Annotated in this window: 17 protein-coding genes; 16 read left to right on the forward strand and 1 reads right to left on the reverse strand. The window is 64.7% G+C overall.

Annotated elements, in window-relative coordinates:
• Positions 1 to 27 precede the first annotated feature (27 nt).
• Both JEY66_RS22150 and JEY66_RS22155 read left to right on the forward strand, forming a co-directional pair.
• Positions 28 to 1,041: a TRAP transporter substrate-binding protein gene (locus JEY66_RS22150; protein WP_026192824.1), complete on the forward strand. Its 1,014-nt coding sequence runs from the start codon at positions 28 to 30 to the stop codon at positions 1,039 to 1,041.
• A gap of 120 nt (positions 1,042 to 1,161) precedes the next feature.
• Positions 1,162 to 1,848, forward strand: a complete 687-nt coding sequence (locus JEY66_RS22155; protein WP_016847745.1) for an alpha/beta fold hydrolase — start codon at positions 1,162 to 1,164, stop codon at positions 1,846 to 1,848.
• A gap of 317 nt (positions 1,849 to 2,165) precedes the next feature.
• Here JEY66_RS22155 and JEY66_RS22160 read toward each other — a convergent pair whose 3' ends face one another.
• Positions 2,166 to 3,356 (reverse strand): aromatic ring-hydroxylating dioxygenase subunit alpha, encoded by a 1,191-nt coding sequence (locus JEY66_RS22160; RefSeq protein WP_026192823.1) that lies wholly within the window; start codon positions 3,354 to 3,356, stop codon positions 2,166 to 2,168.
• Positions 3,357 to 3,487: 131 nt separating this feature from the next.
• Here JEY66_RS22160 and JEY66_RS22165 point away from each other — a divergent pair, with 131 nt between their 5' ends.
• The 14 genes from JEY66_RS22165 to nuoK all read left to right on the forward strand — a co-directional run bounded on the left by JEY66_RS22165 (position 3,488) and on the right by nuoK (position 14,338).
• Complete coding sequence (locus tag JEY66_RS22165) at positions 3,488 to 4,003, forward strand: MarR family winged helix-turn-helix transcriptional regulator (protein WP_018271861.1); 516 nt, start codon at positions 3,488 to 3,490, stop codon at positions 4,001 to 4,003.
• Positions 4,004 to 4,217: 214 nt separating this feature from the next.
• On the forward strand, positions 4,218 to 4,583 hold the full coding sequence (locus tag JEY66_RS22170) for an NADH-quinone oxidoreductase subunit A (protein ID WP_018271860.1): 366 nt from the start codon (positions 4,218 to 4,220) through the stop codon (positions 4,581 to 4,583).
• A 50-nt stretch (positions 4,584 to 4,633) separates the two neighbouring features.
• The gene (locus tag JEY66_RS22175; RefSeq protein ID WP_018271859.1) at positions 4,634 to 5,179 is read left to right on the forward strand and encodes a NuoB/complex I 20 kDa subunit family protein; all 546 of its coding nucleotides are present in this window, start codon (positions 4,634 to 4,636) and stop codon (positions 5,177 to 5,179) included.
• A 10-nt stretch (positions 5,180 to 5,189) separates the two neighbouring features.
• Entirely contained in the window at positions 5,190 to 5,807 is a 618-nt protein-coding gene (locus tag JEY66_RS22180) for an NADH-quinone oxidoreductase subunit C (protein ID WP_018271858.1), read from the forward strand.
• Positions 5,804 to 7,000: an NADH-quinone oxidoreductase subunit D gene (locus JEY66_RS22185; protein ID WP_016847751.1), complete on the forward strand. Its 1,197-nt coding sequence runs from the start codon at positions 5,804 to 5,806 to the stop codon at positions 6,998 to 7,000. The genes JEY66_RS22180 and JEY66_RS22185 overlap by 4 nt, the downstream gene beginning before the upstream one ends.
• Positions 7,001 to 7,041: 41 nt before the next feature.
• Positions 7,042 to 7,653: an NADH-quinone oxidoreductase subunit NuoE gene (nuoE, locus tag JEY66_RS22190; RefSeq protein WP_016847752.1), complete on the forward strand. Its 612-nt coding sequence runs from the start codon at positions 7,042 to 7,044 to the stop codon at positions 7,651 to 7,653.
• Positions 7,653 to 7,877 carry a hypothetical protein gene (locus JEY66_RS22195; RefSeq protein WP_016847753.1) on the forward strand — a complete coding sequence of 75 codons (225 nt, stop codon included), beginning with the start codon at positions 7,653 to 7,655 and terminating at the stop codon, positions 7,875 to 7,877. Before nuoE ends, JEY66_RS22195 begins: the two co-directional genes overlap by 1 nt.
• A gap of 19 nt (positions 7,878 to 7,896) precedes the next feature.
• Positions 7,897 to 9,222, forward strand: a complete 1,326-nt coding sequence (gene nuoF / locus JEY66_RS22200) for an NADH-quinone oxidoreductase subunit NuoF (protein ID WP_016847754.1) — start codon at positions 7,897 to 7,899, stop codon at positions 9,220 to 9,222.
• An 8-nt stretch (positions 9,223 to 9,230) separates the two neighbouring features.
• Positions 9,231 to 9,719, forward strand: coding sequence for a hypothetical protein (locus JEY66_RS22205; protein ID WP_141381954.1), 489 nt, complete (start codon positions 9,231 to 9,233; stop codon positions 9,717 to 9,719).
• 7 nt (positions 9,720 to 9,726) lie between these two features.
• The gene (gene nuoG / locus JEY66_RS22210; RefSeq protein WP_018271856.1) at positions 9,727 to 11,802 is read left to right on the forward strand and encodes an NADH-quinone oxidoreductase subunit NuoG; all 2,076 of its coding nucleotides are present in this window, start codon (positions 9,727 to 9,729) and stop codon (positions 11,800 to 11,802) included.
• A gap of 10 nt (positions 11,803 to 11,812) precedes the next feature.
• Complete coding sequence (nuoH, locus tag JEY66_RS22215) at positions 11,813 to 12,883, forward strand: NADH-quinone oxidoreductase subunit NuoH (RefSeq protein ID WP_018271855.1); 1,071 nt, start codon at positions 11,813 to 11,815, stop codon at positions 12,881 to 12,883.
• Positions 12,884 to 12,890: 7 nt separating this feature from the next.
• Entirely contained in the window at positions 12,891 to 13,385 is a 495-nt protein-coding gene (gene nuoI, locus JEY66_RS22220; protein WP_018271854.1) for an NADH-quinone oxidoreductase subunit NuoI, read from the forward strand.
• Positions 13,386 to 13,394: 9 nt separating this feature from the next.
• The gene (locus JEY66_RS22225; RefSeq protein ID WP_016841824.1) at positions 13,395 to 14,033 is read left to right on the forward strand and encodes an NADH-quinone oxidoreductase subunit J; all 639 of its coding nucleotides are present in this window, start codon (positions 13,395 to 13,397) and stop codon (positions 14,031 to 14,033) included.
• Positions 14,030 to 14,338 carry an NADH-quinone oxidoreductase subunit NuoK gene (nuoK, locus tag JEY66_RS22230; RefSeq protein WP_016841823.1) on the forward strand — a complete coding sequence of 103 codons (309 nt, stop codon included), beginning with the start codon at positions 14,030 to 14,032 and terminating at the stop codon, positions 14,336 to 14,338. The genes JEY66_RS22225 and nuoK overlap by 4 nt, the downstream gene beginning before the upstream one ends.
• Position 14,339: the final 1 nt, after the last annotated feature.

The raw sequence follows: 14,339 nt of genomic DNA on the forward strand, positions 1-14,339 counted from the left end.
CTTGGGAGAAAAATAATAATGAAAACAATGAGAATGACCCGCCGCCGGGTGCTGGGAACCGGTTCTGCTGCAGTTGCCGCCACGATGTTTGGTAAGCCAGCCCTTGCCGCCGTCGAGTTCGATCTCAAGCTCGGTGTCAACACTCCGGAAACCCATCCGCTAACAATGCGCCTGACTGAGGCCGCCAAGGCGGTCGGCGCGCAGTCGTCCGGCCGGGTCAACATCACGGTGTTCTCCAACAGCCAGCTCGGCGGCGATCCGGAGATGCTGTCGCAGGTCCGGGCCGGCGGGATCGAGCTGTTGGCGGCGCCCAGCATGACGCTGTCGACGCTGGTGCCGCTGTCGGGGCTGCCCAGCATCGGTTTCGCCTTCCAGTCCTACGACCAGGTCTGGGCGGCGATGGACGGCGGCGTCGGCGACCTCGTGCGCGAGGCGATCACGAAGACCGGCGTCGTGCCGCTGAAGAAAGTCTGGGACAACGGCTTCCGCCAGATCACCTCGTCGTCGAGCCGGCAGCTCAACAGTGTCGACGATCTCAAGGGCTTCAAGATCCGCGTGCCGGTGACAGCATTGCTGACGTCGCTGTTCTCAGGGCTCGGCGCATTGCCGTCGAGCATCTCCTACAGCGAGCTCTATTCGGCGCTGCAGACCCACATCGTCGAAGGGCAGGAGAATCCGCTGGCGCAGGTCTCCACCGGAAAACTCTACGAGGTGCAGAAATTCTGCGCGCTCTCGAACCATTGCTGGAGCGGTTACTGGATCCTCGGCAACCGCCGCGCGATGGCCGGTCTGCCGCCCGATCTGCTCGAGCTCATCAACGCCGCGTTCGATGCCGCGGCGGTGAAGGAGCGCGCCGATCTGGTCGAGATGGACCGCTCGCTGCAGGCCGAGCTGACCGAGAAGGGCATGACCTTCAACAAGCCCGATCCCGTGCAGTTCCGGGCCGCGTTGGTGAAGGCCGGCTTCTACACGCAGTGGCAGAAGACCTATGGCGCGGATGCCTGGGCGGCGCTGGAGAAATACACCGGCAAGCTGACATGAGCGCAGCCTGACATCGCGCGCGCGATTACCTGACGCGTAATCGCGCGCGCGATCTCCCTTTGCGATGGTCGATGCATCGGCGGCGATGGCTGCCGATCGATCCGCAAGGGGAGATAAGCGATGGTCCAACCGCTTTATGCAACCGCCGGGGACGGCACAAAGCTGTTCGCACAGGATTGGGGCTCGGGCCGGCCGATGCTGCTGCTTGCCGCCTGGACGTTCAATTCCAGCATCTGGGGCAGCCAGATCGTGGCGCTCAACGCCAACGGTTTTCGCTGCGTCGCGCCTGACCGGCGCGGCCACGGCCGCTCCGACATGCCGATGGCGGGATACGATCTCGACACGCTGACCGACGACGTCGCCGCCGTGATCGAGCAGCATGATCTCCACGACGTCACGATCGTCGCGCATTCGATGGGATCGATCGAGGCGGTGAACTATCTGGCGCGTCACGGCGCCAAGCGCATCGCGCGACTGGTGCTGGTTGCGCCGACCACGCCGTTCATCGTGCAGACCGAGGACAATCCGGACGCCGTGCCGAGAGCGATGGTCGACGCGCAAATTGCGGCGATCGCGCAGGACTTTTCGAAATGGATGGGCGAGAACGAAGCGCCGTTCTTCATGCCCGACACGGCCGAGGTGACGCGGGCCTGGATCAGGGAGATGATGCTGAGCGTGCCGTTGCCGGTGGCACTGGCCCGCCGCAAGACCATTTCCTTTGCCGATCTGCGCGCCGCGGCGAGCGGGATCGATCGCCCGACGCTGATCGTGCATGGCGACAACGATGCCAGCGCGCCGTCGAGCTGACCGGTGCGAAGACGGCAAAGCTGATCAAAGGAAGCAGGCTCGCCGTCTATGAAGGCGCCCCGCACGCGTTGCCGCTGACGCACAGCGCGCGCTTGATGGCTGACCTGCTGGCGTTCATGGATGCTTAGCTCGCGCGCGCGATGTCGGCGCGGATCGAGCGCGCCGCCCAAACGAACAGCAGCGCGCCGAGCGTGGTCGTGACTGCCGCCGACAGCAGCGAGTAGCGATTGGCGCGGCCGCTTGCGGTGCGACATCGACCATGACTTCCTCCCCCGGTCTTCTTTGTTGTTGCTTGCGTTGTTGCTTGCGCGCGCGCCTTACGCCTCGCGGATGTAGTTCCCTGCCTCGAATTCGATCGGCCTCGTGTCGGCGTCGAACGACACGCCGATCGGGTCGCGGCCGCTGGCCATGGCCTCGAGCTGGTCGGAGAGCATCCGGCGGATCATCAGGATGCCGCGGTCGCTCTGGCCAAAATGCTCTTCGGAATGGATCGTCACCGCTCCCTGGCCGACCTGGGCCTCGTAGTCGCCGGGGAACTGCTGGTGCTCGGCCTCGGTCATGTCCCACCAGAACTTGCCGTTGAACTTCGAGCGCATCCGCCCGATATCGCCCGCGTTCTTGACCCGGCCGGCGACGTAGATGCGAAACGAGGTGTCGTCGATCGGCAAGGTCCAGCCGATCGATTCGACGCGCGCGAACTGCGCGACGCGTGGATTGGGCACGACGCGGAGTGTCGGGAGGGCGGCCTCGGTGACGCGATAGAACACCTTGCCGTCGTCCTGCCTGCGGATCGAACGCACCGCGACGCCGCGCGGCGACATCTCGAACCTCACCTCGGGCATCGAGGCCATCATGTTGGTGAACTGCGGCCCTGAGAACGAGCCGTGCAGCACCGGCACATGGTAGGGGTCGGCGACGTTCTCGAAATGCTGCAGCCAGTTGCAGGGGATCACGGCAGGGCCGCCGCCGCCGATCGAGGAATCGTCGGCCTCGACGAACTCGCCGTCGTCCATGTTTTCCAGGCATTCGTAGCGCGGCAGCACCGGCCGTTTCTCGGCCGGCCCCATATAGGCGAAGATCAGGCCGTAGCGTTCCTGCACCGGATACCAGGGCTGGCGCACCTTGTCCTTGAACAGGCCGCCGTCGGGCTCGCAGGGTTGTTCGAGGCAGCGGCCCTCGGTGTCGAACTTCCAGCCGTGATAGCAGCAGCGGATGCCGTCTTCCTCGACCTTGCCGTAATAGAGTGTGGTGCCGCGGTGGCAACAGCGCGCATGCAGCAGGCCGACCCGGCCATGCCGGTCGCGGAACAGGATCACGTCTTCGCCAAGCGCGCGGACTTTTCTGGGGATATCGCTGGCGTCACCGTTGAGGCCGACCGGGTGCCAATACCGACGCAGCAGCTCGCCCATCGGCGTGCCGCGGCCGACCGAGGTGAGCTCGGTCCGGATGCTGGACGGCTTCATCGCATAGGCCGTGCCGAGATCGCGGTCCCGCTGGGTGATCGTCACGTTGTCCTCCCCCGCCGCTGGTCTGGTGCCGGCGGCTGATCTATCGTTGACCAAGTCAACGATAGATCGATGACAATGTCAACGATATCGTTCAGCTTGGCAGCGCGCGGCTTTGTTGGCAGAGGTTGGTGATGACCGAGAAGCTCAGGACTGAGAGGGCCTTGCCGCCGGAGGCCGTTGTCGATTCCGAACTGGCGCCGATCACCGCGATGATGTCGTCGCGGCTGATGGTGCTGGCGAACCTGCTCAGGCGCGGCGCGATGCTGCGCTACAAGCGCCTGACCGGCCTGTCCTCGGTGGAGTTCGGCCTGGTGGCCTCGCTCGGCCGGCGGCCGCCGATGAGTGTGGTGCGGCTCGCCGAGGCCGTCGGCATGGACAAGGGGCAGATCAGCCGGGCACTCGCCGAGCTCGTGGCGCGCAAGCTGGTGACGAAGGCAGCCAATCCGCGCGACAACCGGGAGACTTTGGTCTCGCTTACCAAGGCCGGCCTGGCCGCCCATGATGCCATCGTGGCCGGCGCGCAGGAGCGGAACCGGCGCCTGTTGGAACAGCTTGCGCCAGGGGATCTCGAGCTGCTGCTCGGACACATCGATCGGCTCACCCTGACCGCCGCCGAGATGCTCGCGGCCGAACGGGGGCTGGGCTGATATGGCAAGAGCGCAGGGCACAGGATGGCCGCCGCAGCGTTGCCCATGGAGGCAAGCGCATCCGCCTGATGAGGCCAAGAGCCCGCGGGAAGGACGGTAAAAGCGTCAAAATAGCTTGTCTTGCGCCCCCTGTTGCGCTGCGCTAAAGCCTCAAGAACAATTCCAATCAACGAATCTGCGGCACGTCCGAAACCGCAGCAAGAAGGCCTCGCCGATGACCGGCATCCTGCAGAATTATCTTCCACTTGTGGTCTTTATCGGAGTTGCGAGCCTGATCGGTCTGGCGCTCCTGATCGCGCCGTTCCTGGTCGCGTTCCAATCGCCGGACCCGGAAAAGCTGTCCGCCTATGAATGCGGATTCAACGCTTTTGACGACGCCCGCATGAAGTTCGACGTCCGCTTCTATCTGGTGGCGATCCTCTTCATCATCTTCGACCTCGAAGTGGCGTTCCTGTTCCCGTGGGCCGTGGCGTTCGGAAAGCTCGGCGCCACCGGGTTCTGGTCGATGATGGTGTTCCTGGCCGTGCTGACGGTCGGGTTTGCGTATGAATGGAAGAAAGGCGCGCTCGAATGGGATTGAGCCCCACCGCCGCAACCTCCCGGCCGGCGATAGCCAAATCAGAGATCGCCATGGCTCCGAAGGGTATTCTTGATCCGTCGACCGGCAAGCCGGTCGGCGCCAATGATCCGTTTTTCCTCGAGGTCAATCACGAGCTGTCCGACAAGGGCTTCTTCGTCGCCGCGGCCGATGACCTCATCACCTGGGCGCGCACCGGCTCCCTGATGTGGATGACCTTCGGTCTCGCCTGCTGTGCGGTCGAGATGATGCAGGTCTCGATGCCGCGCTATGACGTCGAACGCTTCGGCTTCGCACCGCGTGCCTCGCCGCGGCAATCCGACGTGATGATCGTCGCGGGTACCCTGACTAACAAGATGGCGCCCGCGCTGCGCAAGGTCTACGACCAGATGCCGGAGCCGCGCTACGTCATCTCGATGGGCTCCTGCGCCAATGGCGGCGGCTACTACCACTATTCCTATTCGGTGGTCCGTGGCTGCGATCGCATCGTGCCGATCGACATCTACGTGCCGGGCTGTCCGCCCACGGCGGAAGCGCTGCTCTACGGCGTGCTGCTGCTGCAGAAGAAGATCCGCCGTATCGGCACCATTGAACGCTAAGGTTTCAGGTATGGACGACGGCAAGCTCGACGCCCTTGGGCAGACGATCGTGAGCGCGCTTCCGGGCGCGGCCACGGCGCACTCGGTCGCGTTCAATCAACTCACTATCGACGTCGAGATTGGCAGAATCGTGGACGTCGCCAGGTTTCTGCGTGACGATCCCGGCTGCCGCTTCGTCAACGTCACCGACGTGACCGCGGTCGACTATCCGAGCCGCGAGAAGCGTTTCGACGTCGTCTACCATCTGCTGTCGCCGACGCTGAACACGCGCATCCGTTTGCGCGGGCAAGCCGACGAGACCACGCAGGTGCCGTCGATCATCGGCGTCTTCCCCGGCGCCGACTGGTTCGAGCGCGAGACCTACGACCTCTACGGCGTGATCTTCACCGGTCATCCGGACATGCGCCGCCTGCTGACGGACTACGGCTTCGACGGCCATCCGCTGCGCAAGGATTTCCCGCTCACCGGCTTCGTCGAGGTTCGCTACGACGACCAGGAGAAGCGGGTGCTGTATGAGCCGGTCCGGCTCAACCAGGAATTCCGCAAGTTCGATTTCCTTTCGCCCTGGGAAGGCGCGGACTATCCGCTGCCCGGCGATGAAAAGGCCAAGGCGGAGCCGAAGCCATGAATGAACAGCCGCAAAACCTTCGTAACTTCACCATCAACTTTGGGCCGCAGCATCCGGCGGCGCACGGCGTGCTGCGCCTCGTGCTGGAGCTCGACGGCGAAGTCGTCGAGCGCGTCGATCCGCATATCGGGCTGCTTCACCGCGGCACCGAGAAGCTGATCGAGCACAAGACCTATCTGCAGGCGATTCCCTATTTCGACCGGCTCGACTACGTCGCGCCGATGAACCAGGAGCATGCGTTCTGCCTCGCGGCGGAAAAGCTGCTCGGCATCACGGTGCCGCGCCGCGGCCAGCTGATCCGCGTGCTGTATTGCGAGATCGGCCGCATCCTGTCGCATCTGCTCAACGTCACCACGCAGGCGATGGACGTCGGCGCGCTGACCCCGCCGCTGTGGGGCTTCGAAGAGCGCGAGAAGCTGATGGTGTTCTACGAGCGCGCCTCGGGCTCGCGCATGCACGCGGCGTTCTTCCGTGTCGGCGGCGTGCATCAGGACCTGCCGCCGAAGCTGATCGACGACATCGAGGCGTGGTGCGATCCGTTCCTCAAGGTGGTCGACGACCTCGATCGGCTGCTCACCGGCAACCGCATCTTCAAGCAGCGCAACGTCGATATCGGTGTGGTGCCGCTGAAGGAAGCCTGGGAGTGGGGCTTCTCCGGCGTGATGGTGCGCGGCTCGGGCGCAGCCTGGGACCTGCGCAAGTCGCAGCCCTACGAGTGCTACGCCGAGATGGATTTCGACATTCCGATCGGCAAGAACGGCGACTGCTACGACCGCTATCTGATCCGCATGGAAGAGATGCGCCAGTCGGTGCGCATCATGAAGCAGTGCATCCAGAAGCTCAAAGCACCCGACGGGCAGGGTCCGGTGGTGGTCGAGGACAACAAGATCGCGCCGCCGCGCCGTGGTGAGATGAAGCGCTCGATGGAAGCGCTGATCCATCACTTCAAGCTCTACACCGAAGGCGTGCACGTGCCGGCCGGCGAAGTCTATGCCGCGGTCGAGGCGCCGAAGGGCGAGTTCGGCGTCTACCTCGTCGCCGACGGCACCAACAAGCCCTACAAGTGCAAGATCCGCGCGCCGGGCTTCGCCCATCTGCAGGCGATGGATCACATCTGCAGGGGCCATCTGCTGGCCGACGTTTCCGCCATCCTGGGCTCGCTGGACATCGTGTTCGGCGAGGTCGACCGGTGACGATGTCCGCATCCGCACCGCGCGCAATGAGAGTTTGATCGATGTCCGTCCGCCGCCTTGCCCCGAAGGAATTGCAGCCCGCGAGCTTCACGTTCACGGACGAGAATCTCGCCTGGGCCAAGAAGCAGATCGAGAAGTATCCGCCGGGACGGCAGGCTTCGGCCGCGATCGCGATCCTGTGGCGCGTGCAGGAGCAGCATGACGGCTGGGTCTCGGAAGCGGCGATCCGCGCCGTCGCGGACCTGCTCGAGATGCCGCATATCCGCATGCTGGAGATCGCGACCTTCTACACCATGTTCCAGCTCTCGCCGGTCGGCAAGAAGGCGCATGTGCAGGTGTGCGGCACCACGCCGTGCCGGTTGCGCGGCGCCGCCGACCTGATCGAGGTCTGCCAGCACCGCATCCATCACGATCCCTTCCAGCTGTCGAAGGACGGCAACTTCTCCTGGGAAGAAGTCGAGTGCCTGGGGGCCTGCGTGAACGCGCCGATGGTGCTGATCTGGAAGGACACCTATGAGGATCTGACCAAGGAAAGCTTCGGCAAGGTGCTCGACGGCTTTGCCGCCGGCAATCCGCCGAAGCCGGGCCCGCAGATCGACCGTCAGTTCTCGGCGCCCGCGGGCGGGCCGACGACGCTGAAGGAAACCACCTGATGCGGGGCTTTCAGGTGCTGGCAAACGGGCAGGAAAACAAGGCAGGAAGGGGCGCTGCGATGAAGGCCTGGCGCACGATCGCCCTGCATACCGCTGTCGCGGCCGGCTTCATGTTCCTGCTGCAACGCTACGGCCTGAGCGCCACGCTGGAATCCAGCCTGTTGTGGGCCATCGTGTTCGGCGGCTGCGCCGCCGGGCTCGCTTATTCGCAAGCCAATCGGTGATGTTCGGAAAGTTTTGAGCATGCTCGACGACAAGGACCGCATCTTCAAGAACCTCTACGGCCTGCATGATTGGGGCCTCGAGGGCGCGCGCCGCAGAGGCGCCTGGGATGGCACCAAGGGGATCATCGACAAGGGGCGCGACTGGATCATCAACGAGATGAAGGCGTCCGGCCTGCGCGGCCGCGGCGGCGCCGGCTTCCCGACCGGCATGAAGTGGTCCTTCATGCCGAAGGAATCCAAGGACGGCCGTCCGAGCTACCTCGTCGTCAACGCCGACGAGTCGGAGCCCGGCACCTGCAAGGACCGCGAGATCATGCGGCACGATCCGCATCTCTTGGTCGAAGGCTGCCTGCTCGCGAGCTTCGCGATGGGCGCGCATGCCTGCTACATCTATATCCGCGGCGAGTTCATCCGCGAGCGCGAGCGGCTGCAGGCGGCGATCGACCAGGCCTATGAGGCCAAGCTGGTCGGCAAGGACAACGTCAACGGCTGGCCGTTCGACATCTATGTTGCGCACGGCGCCGGCGCCTATATCTGCGGCGAGGAGACCGCGCTGCTCGAGAGCCTCGAGGGCAAGAAGGGCCAGCCGCGGCTGAAGCCGCCGTTCCCGGCCAATGTCGGCCTCTATGGCTGCCCGACCACCGTCAACAACGTCGAGTCGATCGCGGTCGCGCCGGACATCCTGCGCCGCGGCGCCGCTTGGTTCGCCGGCATCGGCCGGCCGAACAATGTCGGCACCAAGCTGTTCTGTATCTCCGGCCACGTCGAGCGGCCCTGCAACGTCGAAGAGGCGATGGGGATTCCGTTCCGCGAGCTGATCGAGAAGCATTGCGGCGGCATCCGCGGCGGCTGGGGCAATCTGAAGGCAGTGATCCCCGGCGGCTCGTCGGTGCGCATGGTGCCGGCCGAGCAGATCATCGACACGCCGATGGATTTCGACTCTTTGAGCAAGCTGCGCTCGGGCCTCGGCACCGCGGCGGTGATCGTGATGGACAAGTCGACCGACCTGATCCGAGCGATTGCGCGCATCTCCTATTTCTACAAGCATGAGAGCTGCGGCCAGTGCACGCCGTGTCGCGAGGGCACCGGCTGGATGTGGCGCGTCTTGACCCGCATGGCCGAGGGCCGCGCCCACAAGCGCGAGATCGACATGCTGCTCGAGGTTACCAAGCAGGTCGAGGGTCACACCATCTGCGCGCTCGGCGACGCCGCGGCATGGCCGATCCAGGGCCTGATCGCGCATTTCCGTCACGAGATCGAAGAGCGCATCGACCAGTATTCGCACAAGGCCGATCTCGACGATCAGGGCGTGCGCGATCCCATGCACATGGTAGCTGCGGAGTAATGCTGGCGATGACGCAACAGGCCGCATGGTGGCAGAAATACGGGACGCTTGCGCAGATGGCGCAGGCGACCGTAGCGCTGCTCGGCTTTGTTGCAATCCTGCTGCAGATCAACGAAATCCGCACCTCGAACCGCGCCTCCAGCGCGCGTTCGGCGTTTCTCGGCTACACCGATCTCGCATTCCAGAATCCGAAGTTCGCTCAGCCCGACTACGAGGCCATCAAGGCCGCCGGTCGCGAAGAGCGGTCCCAATATGAGAGTTTTGTCTCGTACTTCCTCTATGCCTGCGAGGAGACCTTTGCCGCATTCGCGGAAAAGCGCGAATGGCAGGTATCGTGTGACTACGACCTGAAACCGCATCTGCCGTTCCTCTGCGAGAAGAACCAGGCGCAGCCTGCGTATCTCGCGACCTACGGCGCCGACACCCAGCAATGGGTGAAGACCTCATTGAAAACCGCGAGCGTCGCACCGCCGGACTGCAAGCTCGGAAAGACTTGAGACAGACATGAGCAAGATCATCGTCGATGGCAAAGAGATCGATGTGCCGCCGGAGTACACGCTGCTGCAGGCGTGCGAGGCGGCCGGCGCCGAGATTCCGCGCTTCTGCTATCACGAGCGGCTGTCGATCGCCGGCAATTGCCGGATGTGCCTGGTCGAGGTGAAGGGCGGCCCGAAGCCGGTCGCGAGCTGCGCCTGGGCCGTGCGCGACTGCCGTCCGGGCCCGAAGGGCGAGCCGCCGGAGATCTCGACCCGTTCACCGATGGTGAAGAAGGCGCGCGAAGGCGTGATGGAGTTCCTGCTGATCAACCATCCGCTGGACTGCCCGATCTGCGACCAGGGCGGCGAGTGCGATCTGCAGGACCAGGCGATGGGCTACGGCGTCGACACCAGCCGTTTCGCCGAGAACAAGCGCGCGGTCGAGGACAAGTATCTCGGCGCGCTGGTCAAGACCTCGATGAACCGCTGCATCCAGTGCACGCGCTGCGTCCGCTTCTCCGCCGAAGTCTGCGGCGCGCCGGAAATGGGCGCGACCGGCCGCGGCGAAGACATGGAGATCACGACCTATCTGGAGCAGGCGCTGAGCTCGGAGCTGCAGGGCAATCTCGTCGACATCTGCCCGGTCGGCGCGCTGACCTCGAAGCCGTACGCCTTCGCCGCGCGTCCGTGGGAGCTCGGCAAGACCCAGTCGGTCGACGTCATGGACGGCGTGGGATCTGCGATCCGCGTCGACACCCGCGGCCGCGAGGTGATGCGCATCCTGCCGCGCATCAACGAGGCGGTGAATGAGGAGTGGATCTCCGACAAGACCCGGCACGTCGTCGACGGCCTGCGCACGCAGCGCCTCGACCGGCCCTATGTGCGCGAGAACGGCCAGCTCAGGCCGGCGACATGGCAGGAAGCCTTTGCTGCCATCGCCGCCAAGGCCGGCCGCAGCGACGGCAAGCGGATCGGCGCGATCGCCGGCGATCTGGCCGCGGTCGACGAAATGTACGCGCTGAAGGAGCTGCTCGCGAAGTTCGGCTCGGTCAATCTGGCGGTGCAGGGCGGCGACGCGTTCGACGCCAAGGCGGGCCGCGGCTCCTACATCTTCAACCCGACCATCGCCGGCATCGACCAGGCCGACGCGATCCTGATCGTCGGCTCGCATCCGCGCAAGGAAGCCGCCGTGCTGAACGCGCGGATCCGCAAGCGCTGGCGCACCGGCGGGCTCAAGGTCGGCATGATCGGCGCCAAGGCCGATTTCACCTATGACCACGACTATCTCGGCGCGGGCACCGATACGCTGGCCGATCTCGTGGCGGGCAAGCACTCCTTTGCCGACGTCTTGAAGAAGGCCCAGCACCCGATCATCCTGGTCGGCGCCGGCGCCTATACCAGGCATGACGGCGCGGCGGTGCTGGCGCAGGCCGCCAAGCTCGCGGTCGACGTCGGTGCGCTGAAGGACGGCTGGAACGGCTTTGCCGTGCTGCAGGATACCGCCTCGCGCGCCGGTGCACTCGATATCGGCTTCTCGCCGGCGGCGGGCGGGCTGACCTCGGCGCAGATGACGACCTTCGGCACGCTCGACGTGCTGTTCCTGCTCGGCGCCGACGAGATCAAGGCGCCGGACGGCACCTTCGTGGTCTATATCGGCACCCATGGTGACCAGGGCGCGCATCGTGCCGACGTCATCCTGCCGGGCGCGGCCTATACCGAGAAGTCCGGTATCTACGTCAACACCGAAGGCCGGGCGCAGATCGCCAACCGCGCCGCGTTCCCGCCGGGCGAGGCCCGCGAGGACTGGGCGATCATCCGCGCGCTGTCCGACGTGCTCGGCAAGAAGCTGCCGTTCGACTCGCTGCAGGCGCTGCGTCAGGCTATGTTCAAGGCCTACCCGCATCTGATGCGGCTCGACCAGATCGAGGCCGGCAAGCCCGACGACGTCAAGGCGCTGGCAGGCAAGGGCGGGAGCGTCGACAAGGCGGCATTCAAGCCGACCGTCGAGGATTTCTATCTGACCAACCCGATCGCGCGGGCCTCTGCCGTGATGGCGGAATGCTCGCGGCTGGCGTCGGGCCGAATGCTGACGGCAGCGGAGTGAGCGTGACCTGATGGCTGAATTCTTCGCAAGCTCGTTCTGGACCGGCTTCCTCTGGCCGCTGATCATCATGGTCGCGGAGAGCCTGTTGCTGCTGGTCGTGCTCCTGATCGCGATCGCCTACATCCTGCTCGCCGACCGCAAGATCTGGGCGGCGGTGCAGATCCGCCGCGGCCCCAACGTGGTCGGACCGTTCGGATTGCTGCAATCCTTCGCCGACCTCCTGAAATTCGTGCTGAAGGAGCCGGTGATTCCGTCCGGCTCCAACAAGGGCGTGTTCCTGCTCGCGCCGCTGGTGTCGTGCATCCTGGCGCTGGCCGCCTGGGCCGTGATCCCGTTTGATCTCGGCTGGGTGATCTCCGACATCAATGTCGGCGTTCTCTACATCTTCGCGATCTCGTCGCTGTCGATCTACGGCATCATCATGGCCGGCTGGTCGTCGAACTCGAAATATCCGTTCCTGGCCGCGCTGCGCTCGGCGGCGCAGATGGTGTCCTACGAGGTCTCGATCGGCTTCGTCATCATCACCGTGCTGCTCTGCGTCGGCTCGCTGAACCTGTCGGCGGTGGTCGAGGCGCAGAACACCCGCGGGCTTGCGCACCTGATCGGCCTGCCGCAGCTCACCATCCTGAACTGGTATGTGTGGCCGCTGTTCCCGATGTTCGTGGTGTTCTACGTCTCGGCGCTGGCGGAAACCAACCGTCCGCCGTTCGACCTCGTCGAAGCCGAATCCGAACTGGTCGCCGGCTTCATGACCGAATACGGCTCGACCCCGTATCTTTTGTTCATGCTCGGCGAGTATGTCGCGATCACCACGATGTGCGCGCTGGCGTCGATCCTGTTCCTGGGCGGCTGGCTGCCGCCGGTCAACCTGCCGCCGTTCACCTGGATTCCGGGCATCGTCTGGTTCGCCCTGAAGGTGTTCTTCATGTTCTTCATGTTCGCGATGGCGAAGGCGATCGTGCCGCGCTACCGCTACGATCAACTGATGCGGCTCGGCTGGAAGGTGTTCCTGCCGCTGTCGCTGGCGATGGTGGTGATCGTGGCCGGCGTGCTGCAGTTCGCCGGCATCGCGCCGAAGTGAGGCCGTCATGAGTGTCAATGTCAACGCAACAGCCCGCTCGCTTCTGCTGTCGGAATTCGTCTCGGCGTTCTTCCTCGCGATGCGCTATTTCTTCCAGCCGAAGCCGACGCTGAACTATCCCTTCGAGAAGGGCCCGATCTCGCCGCGCTTCCGCGGCGAGCACGCGCTGCGCCGCTATCCGAACGGCGAGGAGCGCTGCATCGCCTGCAAGCTGTGCGAGGCGATCTGCCCGGCGCAGGCGATCACGATCGAGGCCGGCCCGCGCCGCAACGACGGCACCCGCCGCACGGTGCGTTACGACATCGACATGGTGAAGTGCATCTATTGCGGCCTGTGCCAGGAGGCATGCCCGGTGGACGCCATCGTCGAGGGACCGAATTTCGAATTCGCGACCGAGACCCGCGAGGAACTGTACTATGACAAGGCCAAGCTGCTCGCCAATGGCGACCGCTGGGAGCGCGAGATCGCGAAGTCGATCGCGCTCGACGCGCCGTACCGGTGAGGTGAGGGCATGATCCTTCCGGCGCTGTTCTTCTACCTGTTTGCTGCGGTCTGCGTGGCCTCGGCGGTCATGGTGATTGTCTCGCGCAATCCCGTGCACTCCGTGCTGTTCCTGATCCTGGCCTTCGTCAACGCGGCCGGCCTGTTCATCCTGATGGGCGCCGAGTTCCTCGGGATGATGCTGATCGTGGTCTATGTCGGTGCGGTCGCGGTGCTGTTCCTGTTCGTGATCATGATGCTCGACGTCGACTTCGTCGAGCTGCGCGAGGGCTTCATCCAGTATCTGCCGATCGGCATCGTGATCGGCGGCATCTTCATGTTCGAGCTGCTGCTCGTCGTCGGCGCCTGGGTAATCAACCCGGCCGTGACCAAGACGATCACCGCGGCGATCCCGACCAATGTCAGCAACACGGAGGCGCTCGGCCTCGTGCTCTATACGAAGTACATCCATTACTTCCAGCTCGCCGGCATGGTGCTGCTGGTCGCGATGATCGGCGCCATCGTGCTGACGCTGCGCCACAAGGCCAAGGTCAAGCGGCAGAACATCAACGTGCAGAACGCGCGCACGCCCGAGATGGCGATGGCGATGCGCAAGGTGGCGTCGGGGCAGGGCCTGCAGGATGCCGACGCGGCGGAGTGGGTGAAATGACGATCGGGCTCGGACACTATCTCGCGGTCGCCGCGATCCTGTTCACGCTCGGGATCCTCGGCATCTTCCTCAACCGCAAGAACATCATCGTCATCCTGATGTCGATCGAGCTGATCCTGCTGTCGGTCAACATCAACCTGGTGGCGTTCTCGACCTTCCTCGGCGACATCGTCGGCCAGGTGTTCGCGCTCTTGGTGCTGACGGTGGCCGCCGCCGAGGCCGCGATCGGTCTCGCCGTGCTGGTGGTGTATTTCCGCAACCGCGGTTCGATCGCGGTTGAAGACGTCAATCTGATGAAGGGCTAGG

Origin of the sequence: Bradyrhizobium elkanii USDA 76 (genome assembly GCF_023278185.1) — a bacterium.
GTDB lineage: Bacteria > Pseudomonadota > Alphaproteobacteria > Rhizobiales > Xanthobacteraceae > Bradyrhizobium > Bradyrhizobium elkanii.